Raw genomic sequence first — 22,773 nt, 5'->3', positions numbered from 1 at the left:
CGTTGGATCCATGCACGCGTGGTGCGGCCCCGAGCACTCGCCCGGGAAACCGAAACGCCCGGTCCGTCGCACTCGACGGACCGGGCGTGAGTTCCGATGCCGGAACCGGACTTCCTACTTGTTGCGCCCGTGCAGCAGCGGCACGATCTTGCGCAGCAGCCTCATGGTCGAGTCGGTCCGCGAGTACGACAGCAGCGCCATGCCCGGAATCGCGAAGCGCTGCACCGCGATCGAGTGCGGGCTGGTGAACTCCAGCAGGCCCGGCGCGCCGTGGATGCGCCCGATGCCGGAATCCCCGCTGCCGCCGAAGGGCAGGCCGGAGATGGCGGCGAAGGCCAGCACCGAGTTGACCGAGGTGGCGCCCGCCTTCAACCGGCGGGCGATGTCCAGGCCGTTCTTCTTGGAGTACACCGAGGAGCCGAGGCTGAAGGTGCTGTCGTTGGCCAGCTTCACGGCCTCGTCCACGCCGTTGACGGTGCGGATGGTGACGGTCGGCCCGAAGGTCTCCTCGCACACCGCGGCCGAGGACTCGTCGGCGTCCACGATGATGACCGGCTCGATGTACGGGCCCTTGATCGAGTCGACGCCGCCGAGCACGGCCGTGCCGCCGTTCTTGAGCGCGTCCTCGATGTGCCGGCGCACGATGTCGATCTGGCTGGGCATGGTCATCGGGCCGTACGAGGCGCCCGCGTCCGAACCCGGCTTGATGTCGGTGAGGATGCGCTTGACCTCGGCGACGAACTCGTCGGCGATCGACTTGTCGACGTACACGCGCTCGACGCCCGCGCAGGTCTGGCCGCTGTTGGCGGTCGCGCCCCAGGCCACGGCGTCGGCGGCGGCCTTGATGTCGGCGTCGGCGGCCACGATGACCGCGTCCTTGCCGCCGCATTCGAGCAGCACCGGGGTCAGGGTGTCCGAGGCCGCGGCCATGATCTTCTTACCGGTCGCGGCGGACCCGGTGAAGGCGACCTTGTTGACGCCCGAGCGCACCAGCGCCGCGCCGGTGGCGCCGTAGCCGTTAATGGTGATGAACACCCCGTCCGGCAGCTCCGGGTTCGCCTCGGCGAAGCACTTGGCGACGAAATTGCCGATGCCCGTGGAGTATTCGCTCGGCTTGAACACCACGGTGTTGCCCGCCGCGAGGGCGTAGGCGATGGAGCCGTTGGGGGTGTAGACCGGGTAGTTCCAGGGCCCGATGATGCCGACGACGCCGAGCGGGCGCTGCTCCAGGGTCGCGGAGAAGTTGGCCATCAGCGCGCCGGGCGCGATCTTCTTGGGCTTGAGCACCTTCTCGGCGTTGGAGGCTGCCCACTTGATGTGCTCGAGGGCGAGCATCAGCTCGAGGAAGGCGTCGTCGAGCGGCTTGCCGTTCTCGGCGTGGATCAGCTCGCTGAGTTCATCGGACTTGGCGACCAGCTGCGAGCTCCAGCGCAGCAGGTGCTTCTTGCGCTCGCTGTAGTTGAGCGCGCCCCAGGTGAGGGCGGCGGTGCGGGCCTTGGCGACGGCCGCGCGCACGGCGTCCTCGTCAGCGACCGGATAGGTGGCGAGCACGTCGCCGGTGGCGGGATTGACGGAGGTGAGCGTGGCGTCTCGATCGATCGAGGCGGCGGTGTCGGTAGCAGACATGTGTGGCGACGTCCCTTTACGAGAGGTTGATGCGACGAACGTCTCATACCTCCGAACTGAAGTCAATTGCCATCAGATGATTGTGTCGGAGTTCGGTGGCACGATGAAGCCTATGTGTGGAAGGTATGCGACAACCACGAATCCCGCCACGCTCGCCGTCGAACTCGACGCGCTGGACGAGACCGGGGATACCGGCTTCGATCCGAACTACAACGTGGCCCCCACGAATCAGGTGCTCACGGTGGTACAGCGGCACGATCGCGACCATCCGGAGGACCCGGCCACCCTGCGCGTGCGCGCCATGCGCTGGGGCCTGATCCCGCCCTGGACCAAAACCGCCGAACCGGGCGTGCCGGTCAAGGGCAAACCGCTGTTCAACGCCCGCGCCGACAAGGCCGCCACCACCGCGTCCTTCCGCGACGCGGTCAAGAAACGCCGCTGCCTGGTGCCCATGGACGGCTGGTACGAGTGGGTCACCGAACCCGGCGGCACCGGTAAGGCCGTCAAACAGCCGTTCTTCATGTCCGAGGCCGACGGCGGCCGCCTCTACATGGCCGGGCTCTGGTCGGTGTGGCGCGATCGCGATCAGGGCGACGCCGCGCGGACCCTGCTGTCCTGCACGATCCTGACCACCGACGCGGTGGGGGAGCTGACCAAGGTTCACGACCGCATGCCGCTGCCCATGCCGCGCGAGCACTGGGACGCCTGGCTCGATCCCGATCACCCCGCCCCCGAGGAACTCCTGGACACCCCTGCCGCCGCGGCGGTCTCGAACATTCTCATCCGCCCGGTGCCGATGCTGGTGAACAGCGTGAAGAACAACGGCCCCGAGCTACTGGACGAGATCGACGAACGGGCCGGGCAGCAGATCAGCCTGATCTGAGCCCGGCCCGCACGGTCACCGGTGTTCGCGCCGATGAATCAGATGGTGCACTTCACCGTCGGCAGTGCGAAGTTCAGCCCGCACTTCACCAGCCCGGCGACCGTGTCGATGACCTTGTTCGCCACACCGCCGCCCAGACTCTCGGCCTTCTCGGTGTTCTTGTCCTTGGGCTGCTGCTGTTGCGGCCCGGGCATTCCCGGGTTGGGGAAGCTCGGATTCTGCACCTGGACCACGCCCGCGGGCGCGGCCGTCGCGGTGGCGACGGTCAGCGCTCCCGAGCCCGCGGTCATGAGCAGGACACCGGACACAGCGACAACACCTAGGCGAAAACGCCGTTGGGGAGACATAACCGCATCACATCCTCGGGGTCGAACGAACCTTGCGAGACGGATAACGCATGTACAGACAAGTAACGCACACATCCGGCCGCGACTCGTGGAATCGCGACCGGACGCGTGCGTGTCAGGCGGCGGGGCCGGCCCCGCCGGTCGTCACGGGATGATCGAGGCCGCGGCCTCGTCCACCTTCTCCTTCTCCTGCTGCGCCGCCTGGATGCCGCCCGCGGTGCGCAGCGGCACCTCCTTCCAGAACAGCACCAGGATCAGCGCGAGCAGCGCGACCCCGGCCGCGGCCAGGAACACGGTGTCCATGGCGTTGGCGAAGCCGACCTTGAACGGATGCGCCAGCGTCGGGCTCAGCTGCTGGATCACCGAGCTGTCGTCGAGCACCTTGGCCGCGGCCTCGGGATTCTGTGTCGCGAGCCCGGTGGCCAGCGCGGCCTCGGCCGCGTTGTCGCTGTGCGTGCCCTGCACGATCGCGGACTGGAAGGCCGGATCGGTTGCCGCGGAACGCAGTTCGGTGCTGATGTTCGGACCGACCTGGGCGAACATGATCGACAGGAACACCGCGACGCCCAGGGTGCCGCCGATCTGCCGGAAGAACGTCGCCGCGGCCGTGGACACGCCCATGTCCTTGGGCGGCAGCGCGTTCTGGATGGCCAGGGTCAGCGGCTGCATGAGGTTGCCCAGGCCCAGGCCGACGATCAGCATGAACGCCATGGTCACGCCCAGGGCGGTGTCGGCGGTGACGAAGTGCAGCAGGAACAGGCCCAGCACCAGCAAGCCCGCGCCCAGCGGCGGGAACACCCGGTAGCGCCCGGTCCGGGAGATGGTCTGACCGGCCACGATCGAGGCCACCATCATGCCGACCACCAACGGCAGCATCTGCATACCCGCCAGCGTCGGGCTGGATCCGCGCACCACCTGCAGGTACTGCGGGATCATGGTCATGCCGCCGAACATGGCCGCGCCCACCACGATCGAGATGCCGACGCCGATGGCGAAGGTCGAGTTCTTGAACATGCGCAGCGGAATCAGCGCGGCGTCACCGAGTTTGGCCTCGACCGCGATGAACCCGAGCAGGCCGAACACGCCCAGCGCGTAGCAGATGATCGAATTCGTACTGCTCCAACCCCATTCGCGACCCTGCTCGGCCACCACCAGCAGCGGCACCAGGCCGATGGCCATGGTCAGCACGCCGAACCAGTCGACCGCGACCTTGGGCCGGGGCACCTTCGGCAGGTTGAGCACCTTGGCGACCACCGCCAGCGCGATGATGCCGAGCGGCACGTTCACCAGGAACACCCAGCGCCAGCCGGAGATGCCGAGGATCTCGCTCTGCCCGGCCAGCACGCCGCCCAGCACCGGTCCGGCCACGCTGGAGGTGCCGAAGACCGCCAGGAAGTAGCCCTGGTAGCGGGCGCGCTCGCGCGGGCCGACCATATCGCCGAGGATCGTCAGCGCCAGCGACATCAGACCGCCCGCGCCCAGTCCCTGGAACGCGCGGAAGGCGGCCAGTTCGTACATGGACTGGGAGAACGTGCACAGCAGCGACCCGAGCACGAAGATGATGATGGCCGCCAGGTAGAACGGCTTGCGGCCGTACATGTCCGAGAGCTTGCCGTACAGCGGGGTGGAGAGGGTCGCGGTGATCAGGTACGCCGTGGTGACCCACGCCTGCATCGAATAACCCTGCAGGTCATCGGCAATGGTGCGGATGGAGGTCGACACGATCGTCTGGTCGAGCGCGCCCAGCAGCATGCCCAGCAGCAGGCCGCTGAGCACGACCATGATCTGCTTGTGCGTGAACCCGGCCGGTGATGCTTCGTTCTGCGTTGTTGTCGTCACGAATTGCTCTCTGCGGAATCGGTTTTCGGGTGAAGTGTGGGGTCGGCCTTCGGGTAGAGGGCGGCCAGGATGGCGGAGCGGCTGAGCTCGTAGTCGTCGACGAAACGGCTCAGCAGGGTGGCGAAGCTCGTGCGCTCGTCCGGGGTCCAGTCGCTCATGATGAGCTGCAGGGACTCGTTGCGCCGGGTGCGGATCTCCGCGGCGACCGCGCGCCCGGTCTCGGTGACGGCCAGGACGCTCACGCGCCCGTCCGTGTTGTCCGCGCGCCGCTCCAGGAAGCCGCGCTTGACCAGGTTGGCCGCCTGCCTGCTGATGGTGGAGGCGTCGGAGAACAGGGCTTCGGCCAGCGCGCCCGAGCGCATGGGCCCGTGGTGGATCAGCTGGAACAGGATGGCGAACGCGGCCGGTTCGACCTCGCCGTTGGTGGCGGCGGCGATCTGCGCGTTGGTGCGATCACGTAGCCGGCCGAGGCGAATGATCTGGTGCGCGACGGTGTCGGCCAGGTCGTCGGTGACGACGCAGCCGGTGGTCGCGGGGTCGGCGGCCATGCCACCTCCTTGTATCCGGAAACTTCTTGCATGGATCAACTAGTTGCAAGATGCAAGTATGTGCAGATAGTTGTCTAAAGGCAAGTTTCTTTCCGGATATTCCCCGGCACGTGGCCGGACTCACTCGCTCGCCGCGGCATCACCGCAGCTCAGGGGGTTACCCCCGAATTTCAGCGCACCGCAATGTCCGCGGTCACCGCGCCGGTGAGCGTCACCAGATCGGCGGGCGCGACCTCGATCTCCAGCCCGCGCTTGCCCGCGCTGCACAGCACCCGGTCGAAGCCCAGCGCCGATTCGTCGATCACCGTCGGCAGCCGCTTCTTCTGCCCGAGCGGTGAAATACCGCCCAGCACATAGCCGGTCGTGCGTTCGGCACGGGTCTTGTCGGCCATGACCGCCTTGCCGCCGCCGAGCGCCGCCGCCGCGGCCTTGAGCGAGAGCGAGGTCGGCACCGGCAGCACCGCCACCGCCAGCCCGCCGGCCCCGAGATCGATCACCAGGGTCTTGAAGATCTGCCCGGGTACCAGCCCGAGCTGCTCGGCGAGCGCGTCGACGGCCTCGGCGCCGTAGGAGTCGCTGCGCGGATCGTGGGTGTACGCGTGCACCCGATGCTCGGCGCGGGCCTGCACCAGCACCTTGATCGCGGGGGTCGAAGCAGCTGCCATGCGCTCACCCTAGACAGCCCCCACCTCGGCCCGATAGCGGATTTCATTACCCCGGGAACATGCCGGCCGCCGACCCTGTTGCACGCCATACGCGTATCGCGGAGAGATCATCCGCACGGCGCACGCATCGGTCAGCCCCGGTCCGCGCCGCCATCGTTCACTTAGGAGGAGTCGGTGACCGTCTTGGTCGAAGACCCGGTGCGGATCGAACTGTTCGACATCCTCACCGACGTCGCGCCCCCCGCCGGGTTCCCGGCCCGTATCCCGCTCGCGGTAGATTCAACTGCTACGGCGATCGAAGGGAATAGCGTGAGCGACGACGACATGGTGGTCGATCGCCTGCCCGATGACGACTCGGAATCAGCCGAGACCGTCGACGGGGGCGGGGACCTAGCGGTCGAGAACGACGACGCGGCCGCCGGCGAGGCCGATGAGACCGGTGCGCGCAGCAGCGAGAGCGCCGAGGAACTGGGGCGGCGTTTCGAACGCGACGCGCTGCCGATGCTGGATCAGCTGTACGGCGCCGCGCTGCGCATGACGCGCAACCCGGCCGATGCCGAGGATCTGGTGCAGGAGACCTTCGCGAAGGCGTACCAGGGCTTCCGCTCCTTCCGCGAGGGCACCAACCTGCGCGCCTGGCTGTACCGCATCCTGACGAACACCTACATCAACTCGTACCGGAAGAAGCAGCGCCAGCCCGCGCAGTATCCGACCGACGAGATCACCGACTGGCAGCTCGCCGCCACCGCCGAACACACCTCCCAGGGGTTGCGCTCGGCCGAGATGGAGGCCCTGGAGGCGCTGCCCGACGACGACATCAAGCGCGCCCTGCAGGAGCTGCCCGAGGAATTCCGGATGGCGGTGTACTACGCCGACGTGGAGGGCTTCCCCTACAAGGAAATCGCCGACATCATGGGAACCCCGATCGGAACCGTCATGTCCCGCCTGCACCGCGGCCGCAAGCAGCTCAAGGGGCTGCTCGCCGACGTGGCCCGCGAGCGCGGCTTCAATCGTTCGGGCAATGGCACGCGTCAGGAGGTAAACCAGTGAGCGACGACATGGACATGGACTGCACGTCGGTCCTCGCCGATGTCTGGCTGCTGCTGGACAACGAGTGTGACGAGACGGCGAAAGCCCGTCTGCAGGAACACATCAACCGCTGCTCGCCGTGCATCGAGGCGTACGGGCTGGAAGAGAAGCTCAAGTCGCTGCTGAACCGCAAGTGCGGCGGCGAGCGCGCCCCCGAGTCCCTGCGCGCGCGCCTGACGATGGAGATCCGGACGACCTTCACGCAGGTCGAGACCAAGATCGAACCCGGCGCCTGACGACCCCCGGGAAAAGCATGAGCGGCACCCTTCCTCGGAAGTCGTGCCGCTCAGTGCATTTGGAGCTATAACACCAGCTCAGGCGTTCGGCCGCTTGCCGTGGTTGGCTGCGTTCTTCTTCCGGCCGCGCTTCTTACGTCCACGCTTACCCATAGGTATTCTCCCTTCTGTTCGGCTCATTCTTTCATGTGTGGTTGGGTGTACCTTCAGCGGATACAGGTCCACGGAAACGAAGAGGTGTCATGGCCGAGGAAGTGCTCGCGGAGATGGTGTCGACCGTCTACCAGATCGTCGCCGCGGTGGGCGATCAGGTGAGCGAAGGTGACACCCTGGTCATCCTGGAGTCGATGAAGATGGAGATTCCGGTGGTGGCCGAGTCCGACGGGACGGTGACCTCGATCAACGTGAAGCCCGGCGACGTGATCCAGAAGGACGACCTGATCGCCGTCATCAGCTAAGTTTTCTGCCCCCGCTCCGGCCGGTTCGGGCCTCGTCGCTCGCCTCCGCTGGGGCACGGTTCCCGGCGTCGTCATGCGAGGATTGCTCTGTTGTGGGAGCAGAGGAGCGTGGGTGGAATGTCGACACTGAGCGATCTACTGGCCGAGCACACCGATCTACCGGGTGCGGCCGTCGATCATCTGCAGCGGGTGGTGGGGGACTGGCAGTTGCTGGCCGACCTGTCCTTCGCGGACCTGCACCTGTGGGTCGGGACCGGCCCGATCACCGACGGCGCGGACGTGGTGTGCGTCGCCCAGTGCCGCCCGACCACCGCGCCCACCGTGCACCCGGAGGACCTGGTCGGATCGCTGGCCAGTAAAGAGGCCTTCGCACAGATTTTCCAGGCGCTGCTCACCGGTGAGATCGATCGCGTCGACTCCGATGGGGAGGTCGCCGGGGTCTACCACCCGCACCCGGTGGCCGCGATCCGCGAGGCCATCCCGGTTCGCGTCGGCGACGACGTGATAGCGATTCTCGGCCGCGACACCGACGTGCAACGCCGAAAGATGCGCTCCAGCTTGGAGATCGCGTACATGTCCTGCGCCGACGACCTGTGCCAGATGGTCGCCGACGGTACCTTCCCCGCGCTCGAGGATCGCACCGGTTCGCACTCGAGCCCGCGCGCGGGCGACGGTTTCATCCGGCTCGACACCGACGGCATCGTGGATTACGCCAGCCCCAACGCGCTTTCGGCCTACCACCGCATGGGTTTGCAGAACGATCTGGTCGGCCAGGACCTGGCGCTGACCACCCGCTCGCTCATCACCGACCCCTTCGACGCGCAGGAGGTGGTCGGCGACATCCAGGCCGCGCTCGCCGGAAAGGCCGGGCGCAGAATGGAAGTCGAGGCGCGCGGGGCCACGGTCCTGCTGCGCACGCTGGTGCTGCGCCCGCACGGTGAACTCGCCGGCGCGGCCGTGCTGGTCCGCGATGTCACCGAGGTCAAGCGCCGCGACCGCGCGCTGCTGTCCAAGGACGCGACGATTCGTGAGATCCACCATCGGGTGAAGAACAACCTGCAGACCGTGGCCGCGCTGCTGCGCCTGCAGGCCCGCCGCACCGAGAACGAGGAGGCGCGCCTGGCGCTGACCGAGTCGGTGCGCCGGGTGACCTCCATCGCCTCGGTACACGAAATGTTGTCGATGTCGGTTGACGAGGAAGTCGATCTCGACGAGGTGGTGGACCGCCTGCTGCCGATAATGGCCGACGTGGCGACCGTGCACACCGCGCGGATCAAGGTCCGGCGCGCCGGCTCGCTGGGCGTGTTCTCCGCGGAACGGGCGACGCCGCTGGTCATGGTGCTCACCGAGCTGGTGCAGAACGCGATCGAGCACGCCTTCGATTCGGGCGAGAACGGTACCGTCACCATCCGTTCCGAGCGTTCGGCGCGCTGGCTGGACGTCATCATCAGCGACGACGGCCGGGGGCTGCCGGACGGGTTCAGCCTGGAGGCTTCGGACCGGCTGGGCCTGCAAATCGTCCGCACTCTGGTCACGGCCGAACTCGGCGGTTCGATCGGCCTGCACCCCGGCGCGGACATCGGCACCGACGCTGTCCTGCGGGTACCGCTCGGGCGGCGTTCGGCGCGCTGAACAACGCGAAACGGACGCCGACAAAACCGAACAGGCGCACCATTCCTGAGATAAACCTGTGAGGGTCTCGCCACATTCGAGGCGGGACCCTCCCGCCATTCTTGGATAAGGGCGATTCCAATGAGCGGGAATTGTTCTTGTGTACAACAATCGCGGGCGCTCGTGTTTGCGGCCCGATCGTTATCGGGGGTGTGAACCCGGTCCTTACACACTGAAGCCCGGCACCTGTGGTGGTGCCGGGCCGAATTGCGTCTTGGCCGTTGGGCTGGGCCAAAACGCCAGGTTGTCGTCGTGCCGGTCGAGTACCGGCTAGACGACGCTGCGGGTGCGGGTGCGCGCGTTGCGACGCTTGAGAGCGCGACGCTCGTCCTCGCTCATCCCACCCCATACACCGGCGTCCTGCCCGGACTTCAGGGCCCAGGACAGGCAATCGGCGGTGACAGGGCAGCGAGCGCAGACCAGCTTGGCATCGGCAATCTGCGCGAGCGCAGGACCACTGTTACCCACCGGGAAAAACAGTTCGGGATCCTCGTCGCGACAGATGGCCTTGTGGCGCCAGTCCATTCCTCTGCTCCTTTGCTAGGGCATGCACATGGCTCTGCCCCTCGGGGTTTGTGGTCCGTTCACTTGTGCGACTCGAATGTTTCCGCACGGTTGCTTGTGAATGCTTTCACGAACACCGTAGATGTCAATAGATACTTGGTGCACCGTGGGGAAGCTCACGCTGTAAGGCCCCTACAAGACGGGCCTGCCGGATCATTTGTACTCGGTCTAGCGGGTTTTCGCAGCACAACCGCAAGGTTTCTCAGGTGAGTCCAGCCGACTACGGCTTCGGCGCGACCACATCGAGGATATCCGGGACGGCTGTGAAATTCACCATGTTGCGCCGACCAATGAAGTCGCCATCGATTTGCAACCCGATGGGTTCGTCGACCTCGACGCGCACGCTCGGCACGTCGTCCGCCCGGAACAAATTGTGTCCCTTGGGATTTCCATTGCTCGCCAGCAACTCTCTGGCGATCAACAGTGTAGGCAAGACTCCCATGGTTCGCATGGCAAACACTCCGAGACCCGACTCGAAGGAGGTGCCCGGGTTCGTCACCACGGGCGTGCTGTCGAGGTAGGTCCAGGGACTGGTGTTGGTCACGAACGCGTAGTGCACCTTCGTGACCGGTTCGTGACCTGGAATCACCAGGCGCACTCGGGGTTCGCGGCGCTGGGCGCGGAAGAACTGGTTGACGGTGGTGCGCAGGTAGCGGGCCGGGGTGGCGGCTTTGCCGTTGGCGCGCTTGGCATCGATGGCCTCGCACACGTCCGCGTCCAGGCCGACGCCCGCGCTGAAGGTGAACCAGCGATCGTCGGCGACGCCGAGGCCGATGCGGCGGTCGGTGTCCAGCGCGAGCAGATCGATGAGCTGGTTGGTGGCGGTCACCGGATCGGGCTCGATCCCGAGCGAGCGCGCGAACACGTTGGCCGAACCGCCGGGGATCACGCCCAGGCGCGGCAACCACTCGCGCGGGGTGCTGCCGGGCAGCGGGAGAAAGCCGTTGATGGTCTCGTTCACCGTGCCGTCGCCGCCGTGCACGACGATCAGGTCCATGCGGTTGTCGGCCGCCCAGCGCGCGAGTTCGGCGGCGTGACCACGGTGTTCGGTGTGTGCGACGGTGAGCTGGGTGCGAGATTCCAACGCGTGTGCGAGCAGATCGCGAGTTGCCGGGGTGGTCGAGGTGGCATTGGGATTCACGATCAGCAGCGTCCGCACGGCGTCCATCTTGCCCGTTGCCCCGCTCGGCCCGACCCGCAACCCGGCATTCGCGGGCGCCACTCCTTGTTCGGGGCCCGCCCGGTTCCGGATGGGACCGGTGGGCGAGTGCGGCGCGGGGTCGCACCGGTGGTGAGCGGGCCGGTCGTGGCGGAGGCGACCGAGCGCAGCACTACGCACGGTCGTAGTCTTGGGGCGTGGCTGAGGAGAACGGTGTGGACGCGGACGTTTCGGTCGTCCCCGGGACGGTGCGGGCGGCCGGTGCGCTGGCGTCGGTGCAGGGCGCGCTGGGGGTGATCGTGGCGCTGGTGCTGGTCCTGCGCGCGGCGACCGGCGCGGATCAGCACGTCGTGAACGGGTACGCGACCGCCGCGTGGCTGTTCGTGCTGGCGGGCGCGGTCCTGGCCGCGGGCCTGGGCCTGCTGCGTGGAAAGCGCTGGGGGCGGTCGATCGCCGTCATCGCGCAGCTACTGCTGCTGCCGCCCGCCTGGTACATGCTGACCTCGCATCAGCCGGGGTACGGCATCCCGCTGGGCATCTCCGCGATCGTGGGCCTGGGGCTCCTGATGGCGCCGGCCTCGAGCCGGTGGATGGCCGCCGGCTACGACATCGAGGACTAGGCGCCGGGGCGATGCGGTGGTTGCCGATCGGTAACCACCGCCGGCGGGGTCGTAAACCCCGCTGAATACGCCGGAGGGCGATTTTGGTCGTCCGTCCATGTAGTTGCGGCAGGTACGCCGGTTTCGGCCCGCTGTAGCGATCTCCCGGCAATCTCGAGGCGGCCGATCCGGCCCGGTTCCCCCGCTTGACCTTGATCCGATCGTGTGCGTCGAATCCGGAACCGGACCGCGATCGGGTCAGTGCGCCGCGTGCTCGGCCAGGCGCGCCAGGGCCGGGCCCGCGAGCCGGTACCCCTGCCACTCGCTCTGCAGATCCGCACCGATCGACTCGTAGAAGTCGATGGACGGCTTGTTCCACTCCAGCACCGACCACGCCACCCGGCTGTAGCCCCGATCCACCGCCTCGCGCGCGAGCGCGGCCAGCAGGTCGCGGCCCAGGCCCAGGCCCCGGGTCTCCGGTTTGACGTAGAGATCCTCCAGGTAGATCCCGTGCACGCCGTCCCAGGTGGAGAAGTTCAGGAACCAGATCGCGCACCCGACCACCCCGGTCTCGCCCGGCCCCTCGGCGACGTGGGCGAACACGGCGGGGGAGGGGCCGAACAGCGCGGTCTCGAGCTGCTCCTCGGTGAGCGTGCACTCCGGGCGCGCCTTCTCGTACTCGGCCAGGTCGTAGACGAGTCCCACCAGAGCCGGAATATCGGCGGGTGTGGCACGGCGGATCACGGCGGCCCCTTTCAGCGGTAGGGAGTCAGGTTGTGCGCGAGGATCGTTCGCGCGTGGTAGTCGTGCCCGAGCACGGTGATCGCGGCGGTGGACAGGAAGAATCTGCGGCCTTCGATCACCCCGAACTCCGCCCAGCGGGCGATCAGCACGCGGGAGAAGTGGCCGTGCCCGACCAGCACGACGTCGCGCCGGGTCAGTTCCGGCAGCACCGAGTCCAGGACGCGGTCCGCGCGCCGGCCGACCTGTTCGGCGGTCTCGCCCTCGGGCACGGCGGCGGTCCACACGGTCCAGTCCGGCACGGTGCGCTGGATCTCCACCGTGGTCAGGCCCTCGTAGGCGCCGTAATCCCACTCGGCCAGGTCGTCGTCGATGCGCACGTCGGTGAGGCCGGCCAATTCGGCTGTGCGCGTGGCCCGTTGGCGCGGGCTGCTCAGCACCAGGGGATCGCGCAGGCGCAGGTCCTCGAGGAGCTTGCCCGCCGCCAGCGCCTGTTCCTCGCCCGTGGGCGTCAGCGGAATATCGGTGCGACCGGTGTGGCGGCGCGCGGCCGACCACTCCGTTTCGCCGTGACGCAGCAGTACCAATCGATAATCGTGCGCTGACATGAACTCGATCATGCCGGATGGCGCCCGCCCGCTCGCTTAGCCGGGAGGCGGGTGTTCGCCACACCGCCGGGGCCCGGGCGTGCGCGCCCGGGCGGGATCAGCTCGCGGCCAGGGCGACGAGGGTGTCGCCGCGGCGTTCCAGCACGGTCGGGCCGATCGCCATCAGCGAAATCGGCTCGTCGTGGTAATCGCTGCGCTGCACCGAGATTCGCTGCGTCTGCGCGCCGGTGACGGGATCGAGGGCGGCGAGGCCGTCGCGGACCGGGACCAGCAGCTTGCCCGAGAGCAGGGTGGGGGTGCCCAGGACCTGGGTGATGCCCCAGAGCGGTTCCAGCGTCGAGCCGTTGAGGGCGACGAGGTTCTCCCCGGTGAACAGGAAGTAGTTGGCGCCCACCCGCGAGACGAAGGCGTCCGCGCCGAGCGGAGCCGAAAGCTGATGGGTGGCAACGAGATTGCCCGACACATCGTAGATCGCCAATTGCGGTGCGGTGGACTCGGTTCCGGGCAGGTATACCGCGACCCGGCTGTCGGACACCGCGATCACGCGCGCGCCGCCGACCGCGGCGCCGGGCTCGGTGAGAATGTGTGAGCTGTGTTCCTCGGGGGTGGTGCTGTCCTTGGGCGCGGGATTGAGGACGGTGAGCCGGTCCGAGGTCTCCCGGGGGCAGCGTTCCAGGACCGCGAGGCGGCTCGATCCCGAGGCCGCGGACAGCAGCGCGCAGCCCTGGCGGGGCTGGGTGCGCGGGTTCACGGGCGCGTCCACGTAGCCGTATTCCAGGGTGCGCACCAGGTCCGAACGCCACATCTCCAGCCGGTTCGCGCCCAGCGCCAGGGTGTGGGTGCCGTCGACGGACAGTTGCACCTCGTCGTCCATGTAGCTGGAACGCGCGCTCAGTCGCGCGCCGGTCTCGGCGTTGAGCAGCGTGGTCTCCGAACATCCGCGATCGTCGCGGTAGGTGGCGATCACGGTCCCGAACTGGGATTCGACCGCGCACAACGGGATATCGCGCTGGTACTTCCAGACCTGTTCGCCCGTAGCGGGATTGCGCCCGAGCACGGTGTCGCCCGCGGCGGTCACCGCCACCCCGCCGACGGCGATGGCCCGCTCGGCCGCGCCGTCCGCGGCCTGCCACGCCTCGCGCATGGCGCCGGGGAGTTTCTCCGGGGTGGGCGGCGGGGACAGGGTCTGGTCGGCCACCACCGATTCGGTGGCGCGGGCGTCGCTGTTCCACCACACGACACCCGCCGCGAGCGCCACCACGGCCGCGATCGCCACGGCGGTCAGGATATCGGCGCGCGTTCGCCGCTCGGGTGCGAGCACGACAGCGAGACTATCCGATCCGCGGGGCGGCATCGATCGCGTGCCGGGTCGTGCCCCGGCGCGGGTCCGGGTGGACCGGGCGGGCGGGCTCAGTCCGGGGGAGCGGCGGGGTGGACGAGACCGTGGCGGTGCGCGTACACGACCGCGTGGATGCGGTCCCGGACTCCCAGTTTGGCCAGGATGCGCGAGACGTGGGTCTTGACGGTCTCCTCGCCGACGCCCAGGTCCGTCGCGATCTCGGCGTTGCTGCGCGCGTCCGCCAGCAGGAACAGCACCTCGCGCTCGCGGGCGGTGAGATTCGCCAGTTCGGGCGGCAGCGCCGGCGGCGCCAGGCCCTGGACCAGGCGGGCGGCCAGCCGCCGGGTCATGGACGGATCGATGACGGCGTCGCCGCGCATCGCGACGCGGATCGCCGCGACCAGCTCTTCGGGCGCAAGGCTTTTCAGCAGGAAGCCGCTGGCCCCGGCGGTCAGGGCGCGGTGCAGGCCGTCCTCGCTGTCGTAGGTCGTGAGCACGAGCACCCGGGTGCCGCCGGCGGCCACGATGGCCTCGGTGGCGGCGAGCCCGTCGAGTTTGGGCATCCGCACGTCGAGGATGGCCACGTCCGGGCGCAGGCGGGCGGCGGCCTCGATGGCGGCGCGGCCGTCGCCGACCTCGGCCACGCATTCGAGGTCGGGGTGGGCGTCGACCACCGCGCGCAGGCCGGAGCGGAACATGGTGTGATCGTCGGCGATCAGGACGCGGATGTTCATGCCGCGCCGATCGGGACCGAGACCAGGATCTCCCAGTTCGCGCCGGTGTCGTCCACGCCGGAACGGACTGTGCCGCCGAACAATTCGACCCGGCGGCGGATGCCGTCGAGACCGCGCCGGGGGTGCTCTCGCGGGGTTGTCTCGGTGTGTGCGGCGACGGGATTGGCTTCGCGCAGCTCGACGCGGGTGGGGTGGTAGCGGATCTCCAGATCCACCGGATCCCGGCCGTGCCGCAGCGCGTTGGTGAGCATCTCCTGGACCACGCGATAGAGCATGACGTCCAGTGACTGCGGCAGCACCGGCGGCTCGCCGGTGATGTCCAGTCGCACGATCGAACCCGTCGCCCGGACGCGCTCCAGCAGCTCGCCGATATCGACCAGGCCGGGGCGGCGCTGCCCGTCGTCGCGGCCGTGCAGCAGGTCCAGTTGCCGCCGCAGATCGACCATCGCCGCGCGCGAGCTGGTCTCCACCGCGGACAGCGATCCCGCCGCGGCGGTGTCGTCGGTGTGGGACAGGGCTATTCGCGCGGCTCCGGCGTGCATGCCGATGGCGCTCACGTGATGGGTGATCACGTCGTGCAGGTCGCGGGCGATGGCGGCGCGCTCGTCCACCAGGGCGCGATCGAGGGCGGCCAGCTGGTCTGCCTGCCGGAGTCGTTCGCGCTGTTCGAGTTCGGCGATGTACGCGCCGCGCGCGGTGGTGTAGCGGCCGACCAGCCACGGCACCACGCCGCCCGCCGCCGCCAGCGGGAACAGGCGCCAGTCGCGCGCGAGGATTCCGCCCGCCAGCAGGTTCGCCACGGCTCCGCCGACGGCGAGCAGGGCCACCGTGCCGATCGAGGTGAACCCGCCGAGCCAGGCGCCGGCGCGATAGCCCGCGACCAGGAAGCCCACGTCGGGCACGCGGGCGGGGATGGCGTAGTGATCGGCGAAGACCGCCGTCGCGACCTGGATCGCGGCCTGTGCGGCGGCCACCGTGACCACGGCGCGGGCGGCGGGTGCGGCGGCCAGTGCCAGGTCCGCGGCGATCACCGCGGCGGCCAGCGGCCAGGCGATCGCGGGCGCGGCGCCGAACGCCCCGCTCAACGCGAGTTGCGCGGTGTCGACCACCGCCGCCACCAGTGCCACCACCAGCGACTGCCGGGTCAGTGACCTGGTCACATCCACGTCGGTATCACCCTCGTCCGTCTCGCCGGTCACCTCGTGCGGACGCTACTCCCGGCCGGGCCGGTCCCCCGCGCGGGGGATGCGCGATCCCCCGCGGGCGCGACGATTCGGGGCGTCGTGATCGGTAGCGTCGAGTGTGCCGCCGCCGGCGGGAGTTCTCGATCGGAGCCAGCATGGACAAAGACACCTTCATCTACGCGCTGCCCGCGTTCGCGGTGCTCATGCTGATCGAGTGGATCGCCGATCGCCGTGATCCCGATCGGCCGGCCAACGGCATCTCCGGGCGCGACACCGCGTCCAACATCGTGACCTTCGCACTCAGTCGCGTGTCCAAACCCGTTCTGGCGCAGCTGCTTCCGTTCTCGGCGGTGGTGGTGGCCGCCGCGCTCACGCCGTGGAGCCTGGCGGCGGGGACCTGGTGGGTCTGGCTGCTCGGGCTGGTGGTCACCGATTTCTGCTACTACTGGGCCCATCGCGCCGATCATCGGATCCGGCTGCTGTGGACCTCGCACAGCGTGCATCACTCGAGCCGGTTCTTCAATTTCTCGACCGCCATCCGGTTGCCGTGGGCGCATCCGGTCGCCCAGCAGCTGCGCGGCCTGGCCTGGGTGCCCGCGGCCCTGATCGGCCTGCCGGTGTGGATGATCTTCGCCCTGCAGAGCATCGGCCTGCTCTACCAGTTCCCGATCCACACCCAACGGGTCCGGACCCTGCCCCGCCCCCTGGAGTTCGTGTTCAACACCCCCGCCCACCATCGCGTCCACCACGGCTCCAACCAGCCCTACCTGGACAAGAACTACGGCGGCGTCTTCATAGTCTGGGATCGCCTGTTCGGCACCTTCGCCGCCGAGACCGAGCCGATCCGCTACGGCCTGACGAAGGACATCAACACCGACAACCCCCTGAAGGTGAACTACACCGAGCTCCTGGACCTGGTCCACGACGTCCGCACCGCCCGTACCTGGCGGGCCCGCCTGACCTACGTCTTCGGCCCACCCGGCTGGACCGAAACCCCCACCCCCACCCCCCTTCCGGCACCGTCCCCCGAACTCGCGCGCACCACCGCCCCCGTCTGATCCGCGTGCTCCGCCCGCGGCTCCCGAACCCGGGAGCGGGTGGTGTCACTACCCGAGTGTCGGCGGCGTGGTGGTCGACAGTGTGCGGCGGTAGACGAGGGAGTCGCGCCGACTGAACCCCGCCCGCTGGTAGAGCCGGTTCGCGGACTCGCGCGAGGGCCTGGACGTGAGGTCGACCGTGCGGGCTCCGGCCGCACGGGCGAGTTCGACCGCCGCGCTGGTGAGCTCGAACGCGACTCCCTTCCCACGAGCCGTTTCGGAGACGACGACATCCTCGATGCGAGCGCGCATCCCGGTCGGGATCGCGTAGATGACCAGGGTGAGCATGCCGACGACGTGCTCGTCGGTCGCGAGGAGCAGCGTCGTGGATTCGGCCGAGATGAGCGCGGCGAGCCCGTCGACGGTGACCGGCGCGGCGGCCGAAGAGAGCTGCCGGACAAGCCCGTCCACCTCGGCCGCGAGCTCGGCCGTGGCGTGCACCGCCGCGGAGATCCGCAAGTCACCCATGCTCCCAACCTGGTCGTCCGGTGCAGACGGACAAGCGCCCGTATCCCTGGCATCCGCCGAAAGTCACGGTGCTTCAGACGAGTTCGGCGACATCCGGTTGAGCGTGGTCAGGTCGAGGGCCGGCGTCTGTGAGCGCTGGCCGAGCAGCAGCGCGGAGATGTGTTGCCCCGGCGGGTGTGCTCGAGGTGCGGCGTACTCGCGACCCCGCAGGGTCAACCGCAATTCGCACTTTCGCCGCCTTGTGGGTTCGGCGGTCTTCTTTCCAGGGGCGGCTTGGCGGGCTTCGGGGGCTTGGCCGCTTGCTCGATGCGGGTGGCCTCGGCTGGTTCGGCACCGTGCGACAGCCACGGACCGCATCGGAAGTTGTTCGGGGTGGCGTAGATACGCGTTCGGCCGGGCTGTGGGGACAGCCCGGCCGAACGGTTCAGGGGTTGTGCGGTCAGGCTACTTCGGCGGCGGCCTTGCGGGTGCGGCCCTTGGCAGGGGCGGGGGCCTCGGCCTTCTTGGCGGTCTTCTTCGCCTTCGGCGGTTCGGGCGCCTCGGCGGCCTTCTTGCCCCGGGTGGCCTTGGCCGGCTCGGCGGCGGCCTTCTTGGCCTTCGCCTTGACGGGCTCGGCTGCCTCGGCGGCCGGGGCCTTCTTGGCGCGCGTCGCCTTGGCCGGGGTTTCGGCGACCTTGGACTTGGTCGCACGAGTCGCCTTGGCGGGGGGCTCGACGACCTCGGCGGTCTTCTTCGCCCTGGTCGCCTTGGCCGGCTCGGCGGCCGGGGCCTTCTTCGCCCGCGTTGCCTTGACCGGGATTTCGGCTACCGGCTCGGTGCTCTTCGCGGCGCGAGTGCGCTTGGCGGCCGGTTCCGCGACCTCGGCGGACTTCTTGGCACGGGTGGTCTTGGCCGGGGCCTCGACCGCCGGGGCCGTGGCCTTGGTTGCGCGGGTCGCCTTGGCGGGAGCGGCGGCCTTAGTGGACCGTGCTGCCTTGGCGGGCGCGGACACCGCGGGCTCGGCGGCGGCAGCCGCCTTGCGAGCGCGAGTCGCCTTCACCGGTGCCGTTACCTCGGCGGTGGTGGCCGCCTCGGTCGTGCGCGCGGACTTGGTGGCCCGAGTCGCCTTGGCGGGCACGGGGGTTTCGGTTGCCGCGGGCTCGACAGCAGTGGTAGCTGCCTTGCGGGTGCGGGTCGCCTTCACCGGTGCCGTCACCTCGGCGGCCGTGGCCGTCGTGGATGTGGCCTCGGCGGGTGCGGCGGCGCGCTTGGTGCGCGTGGCCTTCGCCGGGGCAGCCTCCGCTACTGCCGGAGCAGCCTTGGTGGCGACGGCCGCTTTCGCGGGCGCCGCTGCGGCTTTCGTTGCCCGCGTGGCCTTGGCCGCGGTGGGTTCCACCGACGGTGTTTCCGAGACCACCGGGGCAGCCTTGGCGGTCCTGCCTCGGGCTGCGGTGGCGGTCTTTGCGGCCGATGTGGTCTCGACCGGAGCCGCGACGGTCTCCGCCGACGCCTCGGCGGCGGGAGCCGCCTTGCGCGCACGGGTCGCCTTGGCGGCCGCGGCGGTGGCCTTCGTTGCCCGAGTGGCCTTGGCCGGGGTGGTTTCCGCCGGGGCTACCTCGGACGTGCTCGTGGTCGCCTTCGCCGCGCGCTTGCGGGCCGGAGCCTTGGCCTCGGTGACTTCCGCGGTGGCGGAAGCGGTTTCGGCCGCAGCGGCCGGAGCCGCGGCTGCCTTGACCGCCTTGCGGCGCGTGGTGGCCGGAGCCTCGGGGGACGCAGCCGGTGCCGACACCTCGGCGGCCGGAGCCGACTCCGCGTTCGCGGCCGGAGCCGCTTCCACGGTGGCGGCAGCCGGAGCGGTGCTCGCCGGTGCGGTGGCGGTCTCGACCACGACGATCGAGCCTTCGGTCGCGCTGCCCGCGGCCTTGGTGGCTCGTCTGCGGCCGGTGGCCCGGACGGGAGCGGCCGGGGCGGGCGCGGATTCGACCGGTGCGGCGACTGCCGTCTCCACCACTACCTCGCCCGGAGCCTGGGCCGGGCGGCTGGCGCGCCGGCGGCCGGTGGCCTTGGCGGGAGCCTCGGTGGCCGGGGCGGTCGCCGTGGGCGAGGTGATGGCCTGTGCGGCACCATCATTCACGATCGCGGCGGTTGCCGTGGCGGTCGTGGACGAGGTGTCCGCGACGTTGCCGGCGGTCGACTCGGAGGCGGCGCTCACGGCGTCCGTGGTCGCCGACTTCGTGGAGTCGCCCGAGCGGCGGCCGCGGGTGCGGGTGCGAGCGGTGCCCTTCCCGGACGTCGCGACGGTGTCATCGCCGGTGGCCGACGACTCGGACACACCGAGACCGGTTGCGCCCGCGGTGCTTTCGGCCGCGGGGGCCGAGGCGGTGGGCGCCGCCGAGAACTCGACGGCCGGAATCGCGGTGGTGAAGCCGTTGACGGCCGTGCCGTTGCCGTTCGCGGCAGCACTGCCGTTCGTGGCGCCGTTGCCGTTGCCGTTGGTGGCGACAGCGTCGAAACCATGTGCGGCGGAACCGTTGTCACCGGAGCCAGTGGCGACATCGGACCCGTTCGCGCCGCCGCGACCACGGCGGTTGCGGGTACGGCGGGGGGATTCACCTGTGCCGTCGGTGTCCGAGGTGGTCTCGAAGACGCGCGCCGCCGGGGCGACGACCGCGCCGCTGCTCGTGGCGTCGGTGGACTCGGACACGCGTGCCGCCGGGGCAACCGCATCGCCGCTCGCGGCGTCGACGGTCTCGACCGTCACGTCCCCGGCCGACGCTGCCGAACCCTCGGCCCCGCCGTTGCCGCCCCGGTTGCGCCGGTTGCGGTTCCGGCGCCGGTTGCGGCCCTCACGGACCGGTTCGGTGCGCCCGGACTCGTCGCGCCCGGCCTCGCCCTGCGCGGCGGTCTCGCCCTCGGCCGAATCCAGTGCGACGGCCTCGCCGACCCACCCTTCGGAAGCGCTCTCGGTCACCGAAGTCGTTGCGGCGGAACCGTTATCGGATCCACCCCGACCCCGGCGGCGACGGCGGCGACGGCCCGGCTTGTCCGAACCTTCCTCGGACACCGCCGAGTTACCTTCCGGCGCAGCCGATTCCGGAGCGATCTTGATGTCGGTTGCGGCGACCTCGGTCGCCGCGCTGGCCTGCCCGCCGCGCGTGCGCTTGCGATTACGGCTACGCGGGGAACGGCTTTCGCGTTCCACCACGACCGCGTCGTCGTCGCGCTCCCGGGCGGGCGCGCTCTTGCGGACGATGCCGGTCGACCCGGCGGGGATGCCGAGCTCCTCGTACAGGTGCGCTGAGCGCGAGTACGTCTCGACCGGCTCGGGGATGCCGAGCTTCAGCGCGGCGTCGATGGAAGCCCAGCGCCGCAACTCATCCCAGTCGATGAGCGTGACCGCGACACCGGTCCGCCCCGCGCGGCCGGTACGGCCGATGCGGTGCACGTAGGTCTTCTCGTCCTCGGGGCACTGGTAGTTCACCACGTGCGTGACGTCGTCGATGTCGATACCGCGCGCGGCGACATCGGTGGCGACGAGCACGTCGATCTTGCCCTCGCGGAACTTCTTGAGCGCCTTCTCGCGCTGCACCTGGTTGAGGTCGCCGTGCACGGCGCCCACGGAGAACCCGCGCTCGCCCAGATCGTCGGCGACCTTCTGCGCGGTGCGCTTGGTGCGCGCGAAAATCATGGTCGCGCCGCGGCTCTCGGCCTGCAGGATGCGGGCGATGAGCTCGCTCTTGTCCAGCGCGTGCGCCCGGTACGCGAACTGCGTGATGCGGTCGGTGATGGTGGAGTCGTGCGGCTCCTCGGCCCGAATGTGGGTGGGCCGGTTCAGGAATGTGCGCGCCAGGGTGATGATCGGGCCCGGCATGGTCGCCGAGAACAGCATCGTCTGCCGCTGGTCCGGGACCATGTTCAGCACGCGCTCGATGTCGGGCAGGAAGCCCAGGTCGAGCATTTCGTCGGCCTCGTCGAGCACCAGCACCTGGACCTTGCCCAGGATGAGATGGTTCTGCTCGGCCAGGTCCAGCAGTCGCCCGGGGGTGCCGACCACGACGTCCACGCCGGCGCGCAGCGCGGCGATCTGGGTGTCGTAGGGCCGGCCGCCGTAGATGGCGTGCACCCGCAGCGGCGTGCCGTCCTGGCTCTTGACGTACTTGCTGGCGTTCTCCAGATCCTCGGTGACCTGCACGCACAGCTCGCGCGTCGGCACGATGATCAGCGCGCGCGGGGTGCCGTCGAGCGGAATGGTGCCCGAGGTGTGCGAGGCGACCCGGTCCAGCAGTGGAACGCCGAAGCCGAAGGTCTTGCCCATGCCGGTGCGGGCCTGGCCGATGAGATCCTCACCGGCGAGCGCGAGCGGCAGGGTCAGCTCCTGGATCGCGAAGGTGCGTTCGATGCCGATATCGGCGAGCGAGCGCACGATGTCGGGATTGACGCCCAGTTCGGCGAAGGTGGGAGCGGTATGGGTTTCGTCGAGCTCCGCGGTCAGCAGCGTGTCGGCCACTCCGGGTTCCTGCTCTACGGTGATCTTGCTCAGGGTTCGTGCCTTCCTCGTTTTATCGCGTCTCGCGCGCACGAGGTGTGGGGCGGACCGGTCGGTCCGCGACGACCACTTGATCCGTTCGTCTGTCTCGCCGCTGCGGGATGCCTAACCGGTGTTCGGTCCGGCATCGACCTGGCGCGGCGGACAATGTTGCGGATCGGAGTGCGCGCACATTTTCCGTGGACAACAACTGCCTGCTCGAGTGCCGGTTCACGGGGTATCCGGCAAACTCGTTCGAGCGATCTTTCCGTTGTCTGCGGAGATTGTAGCGTGATACGGTCTTGGCTCTTTTTCCCGCCACCACAATTGCCGGTGCGATTTGCATCGGCGGCGATGACGGCCGCGTATTCCCCGGCCGCGGCGTCGGCTCCCGCGGTCGCGGCACCGCTTGCG

The 22,773-nt window shown here is 69.4% G+C and carries 21 protein-coding genes and 1 pseudogene; 7 read left to right on the top strand and 15 right to left on the bottom strand.

The features are described 5' to 3' along the window. Window positions 1-114: 114 nt before the first annotated feature. Window positions 115-1,626 carry an aldehyde dehydrogenase family protein gene (locus ACWIGI_RS18380; RefSeq protein ID WP_454203592.1) on the bottom strand — a complete coding sequence of 504 codons (1,512 nt, stop codon included), beginning with the start codon at window positions 1,624-1,626 and terminating at the stop codon, window positions 115-117. Window positions 1,627-1,738: 112 nt separating this feature from the next. Between ACWIGI_RS18380 and ACWIGI_RS18375 the strand changes: the two genes are divergently transcribed. After that, window positions 1,739-2,509, top strand: coding sequence for an SOS response-associated peptidase (locus ACWIGI_RS18375; RefSeq protein WP_454203591.1), 771 nt, complete (start codon window positions 1,739-1,741; stop codon window positions 2,507-2,509). Between the two features lie 38 nt (window positions 2,510-2,547). Here the strand turns inward: ACWIGI_RS18375 and ACWIGI_RS18370 are convergent, their stop codons facing one another. From ACWIGI_RS18370 to ybaK, 4 genes are all read right to left on the bottom strand, one after another. Next, entirely contained in the window at window positions 2,548-2,817 is a 270-nt protein-coding gene (locus tag ACWIGI_RS18370) for a hypothetical protein (protein ID WP_454203590.1), read from the bottom strand. Window positions 2,818-3,000: 183 nt separating this feature from the next. After that, complete coding sequence (locus ACWIGI_RS18365; protein WP_454203589.1) at window positions 3,001-4,695, bottom strand: MDR family MFS transporter; 1,695 nt, start codon at window positions 4,693-4,695, stop codon at window positions 3,001-3,003. Then, on the bottom strand, window positions 4,692-5,243 hold the full coding sequence (locus ACWIGI_RS18360; RefSeq protein ID WP_454203588.1) for a MarR family winged helix-turn-helix transcriptional regulator: 552 nt from the start codon (window positions 5,241-5,243) through the stop codon (window positions 4,692-4,694). Before ACWIGI_RS18360 ends, ACWIGI_RS18365 begins: the two co-directional genes overlap by 4 nt. A gap of 170 nt (window positions 5,244-5,413) precedes the next feature. Further along, the gene (gene ybaK / locus ACWIGI_RS18355; RefSeq protein WP_454203587.1) at window positions 5,414-5,908 is read right to left on the bottom strand and encodes a Cys-tRNA(Pro) deacylase; all 495 of its coding nucleotides are present in this window, start codon (window positions 5,906-5,908) and stop codon (window positions 5,414-5,416) included. 174 nt (window positions 5,909-6,082) lie between these two features. On the opposite strand from ybaK, the gene ACWIGI_RS18350 reads away from it, so the two are divergent. Then, window positions 6,083-6,958: a sigma-70 family RNA polymerase sigma factor gene (locus ACWIGI_RS18350; protein ID WP_454203586.1), complete on the top strand. Its 876-nt coding sequence runs from the start codon at window positions 6,083-6,085 to the stop codon at window positions 6,956-6,958. Between the two features lie 8 nt (window positions 6,959-6,966). Continuing rightward, window positions 6,967-7,233: a mycothiol system anti-sigma-R factor gene (rsrA, locus tag ACWIGI_RS18345; protein ID WP_354987376.1), complete on the top strand. Its 267-nt coding sequence runs from the start codon at window positions 6,967-6,969 to the stop codon at window positions 7,231-7,233. A gap of 78 nt (window positions 7,234-7,311) precedes the next feature. Here the strand turns inward: rsrA and ACWIGI_RS18340 are convergent, their stop codons facing one another. Further along, a complete protein-coding gene (locus ACWIGI_RS18340) occupies window positions 7,312-7,386 on the bottom strand; it encodes a 50S ribosomal protein bL37 (protein WP_153805149.1) in 75 nt (24 codons plus the stop codon). Between the two features lie 89 nt (window positions 7,387-7,475). Here ACWIGI_RS18340 and ACWIGI_RS18335 point away from each other — a divergent pair, with 89 nt between their 5' ends. Next, entirely contained in the window at window positions 7,476-7,691 is a 216-nt protein-coding gene (locus ACWIGI_RS18335) for a biotin/lipoyl-binding carrier protein (protein WP_454203585.1), read from the top strand. 117 nt (window positions 7,692-7,808) lie between these two features. After that, window positions 7,809-9,323 carry a sensor histidine kinase gene (locus ACWIGI_RS18330; protein WP_454203584.1) on the top strand — a complete coding sequence of 505 codons (1,515 nt, stop codon included), beginning with the start codon at window positions 7,809-7,811 and terminating at the stop codon, window positions 9,321-9,323. Window positions 9,324-9,632: 309 nt separating this feature from the next. On the opposite strand, the gene ACWIGI_RS18325 is transcribed toward ACWIGI_RS18330, so the two are convergent. Together ACWIGI_RS18325 and ACWIGI_RS18320 are read right to left on the bottom strand one after the other, a co-directional pair. Next, window positions 9,633-9,887 carry a WhiB family transcriptional regulator gene (locus ACWIGI_RS18325; RefSeq protein ID WP_033087439.1) on the bottom strand — a complete coding sequence of 85 codons (255 nt, stop codon included), beginning with the start codon at window positions 9,885-9,887 and terminating at the stop codon, window positions 9,633-9,635. A gap of 259 nt (window positions 9,888-10,146) precedes the next feature. Next, complete coding sequence (locus ACWIGI_RS18320; RefSeq protein ID WP_454203583.1) at window positions 10,147-11,085, bottom strand: diacylglycerol/lipid kinase family protein; 939 nt, start codon at window positions 11,083-11,085, stop codon at window positions 10,147-10,149. A gap of 197 nt (window positions 11,086-11,282) precedes the next feature. On the opposite strand from ACWIGI_RS18320, the gene ACWIGI_RS18315 reads away from it, so the two are divergent. After that, the gene (locus tag ACWIGI_RS18315) at window positions 11,283-11,705 is read left to right on the top strand and encodes a hypothetical protein (RefSeq protein ID WP_454203582.1); all 423 of its coding nucleotides are present in this window, start codon (window positions 11,283-11,285) and stop codon (window positions 11,703-11,705) included. A 237-nt stretch (window positions 11,706-11,942) separates the two neighbouring features. Here ACWIGI_RS18315 and ACWIGI_RS18310 read toward each other — a convergent pair whose 3' ends face one another. The 5 genes from ACWIGI_RS18310 to ACWIGI_RS18290 form a co-directional block, all read right to left on the bottom strand. After that, window positions 11,943-12,428 (bottom strand): N-acetyltransferase family protein, encoded by a 486-nt coding sequence (locus tag ACWIGI_RS18310; RefSeq protein WP_454203581.1) that lies wholly within the window; start codon window positions 12,426-12,428, stop codon window positions 11,943-11,945. A gap of 11 nt (window positions 12,429-12,439) precedes the next feature. Beyond that, on the bottom strand, window positions 12,440-13,033 hold the full coding sequence (locus ACWIGI_RS18305) for an acid phosphatase (protein ID WP_454203580.1): 594 nt from the start codon (window positions 13,031-13,033) through the stop codon (window positions 12,440-12,442). A gap of 97 nt (window positions 13,034-13,130) precedes the next feature. Then, window positions 13,131-14,354, bottom strand: coding sequence for an Rv3212 family protein (locus ACWIGI_RS18300; protein WP_454203579.1), 1,224 nt, complete (start codon window positions 14,352-14,354; stop codon window positions 13,131-13,133). Window positions 14,355-14,443: 89 nt separating this feature from the next. Next, entirely contained in the window at window positions 14,444-15,106 is a 663-nt protein-coding gene (locus ACWIGI_RS18295; protein ID WP_454203578.1) for a response regulator, read from the bottom strand. After that, window positions 15,103-16,305, bottom strand: coding sequence for a sensor histidine kinase (locus tag ACWIGI_RS18290; protein ID WP_454203577.1), 1,203 nt, complete (start codon window positions 16,303-16,305; stop codon window positions 15,103-15,105). The genes ACWIGI_RS18295 and ACWIGI_RS18290 overlap by 4 nt, the downstream gene beginning before the upstream one ends. Before the next feature lie 140 nt (window positions 16,306-16,445). Here ACWIGI_RS18290 and ACWIGI_RS18285 point away from each other — a divergent pair, with 140 nt between their 5' ends. Further along, window positions 16,446-17,348 (top strand): sterol desaturase family protein, encoded by a 903-nt coding sequence (locus ACWIGI_RS18285; protein WP_454203576.1) that lies wholly within the window; start codon window positions 16,446-16,448, stop codon window positions 17,346-17,348. A 48-nt stretch (window positions 17,349-17,396) separates the two neighbouring features. Here the strand turns inward: ACWIGI_RS18285 and ACWIGI_RS18280 are convergent, their stop codons facing one another. Both ACWIGI_RS18280 and ACWIGI_RS18275 read right to left on the bottom strand, forming a co-directional pair. Next, window positions 17,397-17,855, bottom strand: a complete 459-nt coding sequence (locus ACWIGI_RS18280; protein ID WP_454203575.1) for a GNAT family N-acetyltransferase — start codon at window positions 17,853-17,855, stop codon at window positions 17,397-17,399. Between the two features lie 2,932 nt (window positions 17,856-20,787). Continuing rightward, window positions 20,788-22,374 (bottom strand): annotated as a pseudogene (locus tag ACWIGI_RS18275) (DEAD/DEAH box helicase); the annotation flags it as partial. Between the last annotated feature and the right edge of the window lie 399 nt (window positions 22,375-22,773).

The sequence above is a fragment of the Nocardia sp. NPDC055321 genome, from assembly GCF_053645575.1.
The sequence above is the reverse complement of the archived record's forward strand: the minus strand, read 5'-3'. Positions and strand labels throughout refer to the sequence as shown.

Bases quoted from the DNA above. Each gene is read 5' to 3' on its own strand.
- ACWIGI_RS18380 (WP_454203592.1), bottom strand. From the start codon at position 1,626: ATGTCTGCTACCGACACCGCCGCCTCGATCGATCGAGACGCCACGCTC.
- ACWIGI_RS18375 (WP_454203591.1), top strand. From the start codon at position 1,739: ATGTGTGGAAGGTATGCGACAACCACGAATCCCGCCACGCTCGCCGTC.
- ACWIGI_RS18360 (WP_454203588.1), bottom strand. From the start codon at position 5,243: ATGGCCGCCGACCCCGCGACCACCGGCTGCGTCGTCACCGACGACCTG.
- ybaK (WP_454203587.1), bottom strand. From the start codon at position 5,908: ATGGCAGCTGCTTCGACCCCCGCGATCAAGGTGCTGGTGCAGGCCCGC.
- rsrA (WP_354987376.1), top strand. From the start codon at position 6,967: ATGGACATGGACTGCACGTCGGTCCTCGCCGATGTCTGGCTGCTGCTG.
- ACWIGI_RS18335 (WP_454203585.1), top strand. From the start codon at position 7,476: ATGGCCGAGGAAGTGCTCGCGGAGATGGTGTCGACCGTCTACCAGATC.
- ACWIGI_RS18330 (WP_454203584.1), top strand. From the start codon at position 7,809: ATGTCGACACTGAGCGATCTACTGGCCGAGCACACCGATCTACCGGGT.
- ACWIGI_RS18325 (WP_033087439.1), bottom strand. From the start codon at position 9,887: ATGGACTGGCGCCACAAGGCCATCTGTCGCGACGAGGATCCCGAACTG.
- ACWIGI_RS18305 (WP_454203580.1), bottom strand. From the start codon at position 13,033: ATGTCAGCGCACGATTATCGATTGGTACTGCTGCGTCACGGCGAAACG.
- ACWIGI_RS18295 (WP_454203578.1), bottom strand. From the start codon at position 15,106: ATGAACATCCGCGTCCTGATCGCCGACGATCACACCATGTTCCGCTCC.
- ACWIGI_RS18285 (WP_454203576.1), top strand. From the start codon at position 16,446: ATGGACAAAGACACCTTCATCTACGCGCTGCCCGCGTTCGCGGTGCTC.
- ACWIGI_RS18280 (WP_454203575.1), bottom strand. From the start codon at position 17,855: ATGGGTGACTTGCGGATCTCCGCGGCGGTGCACGCCACGGCCGAGCTC.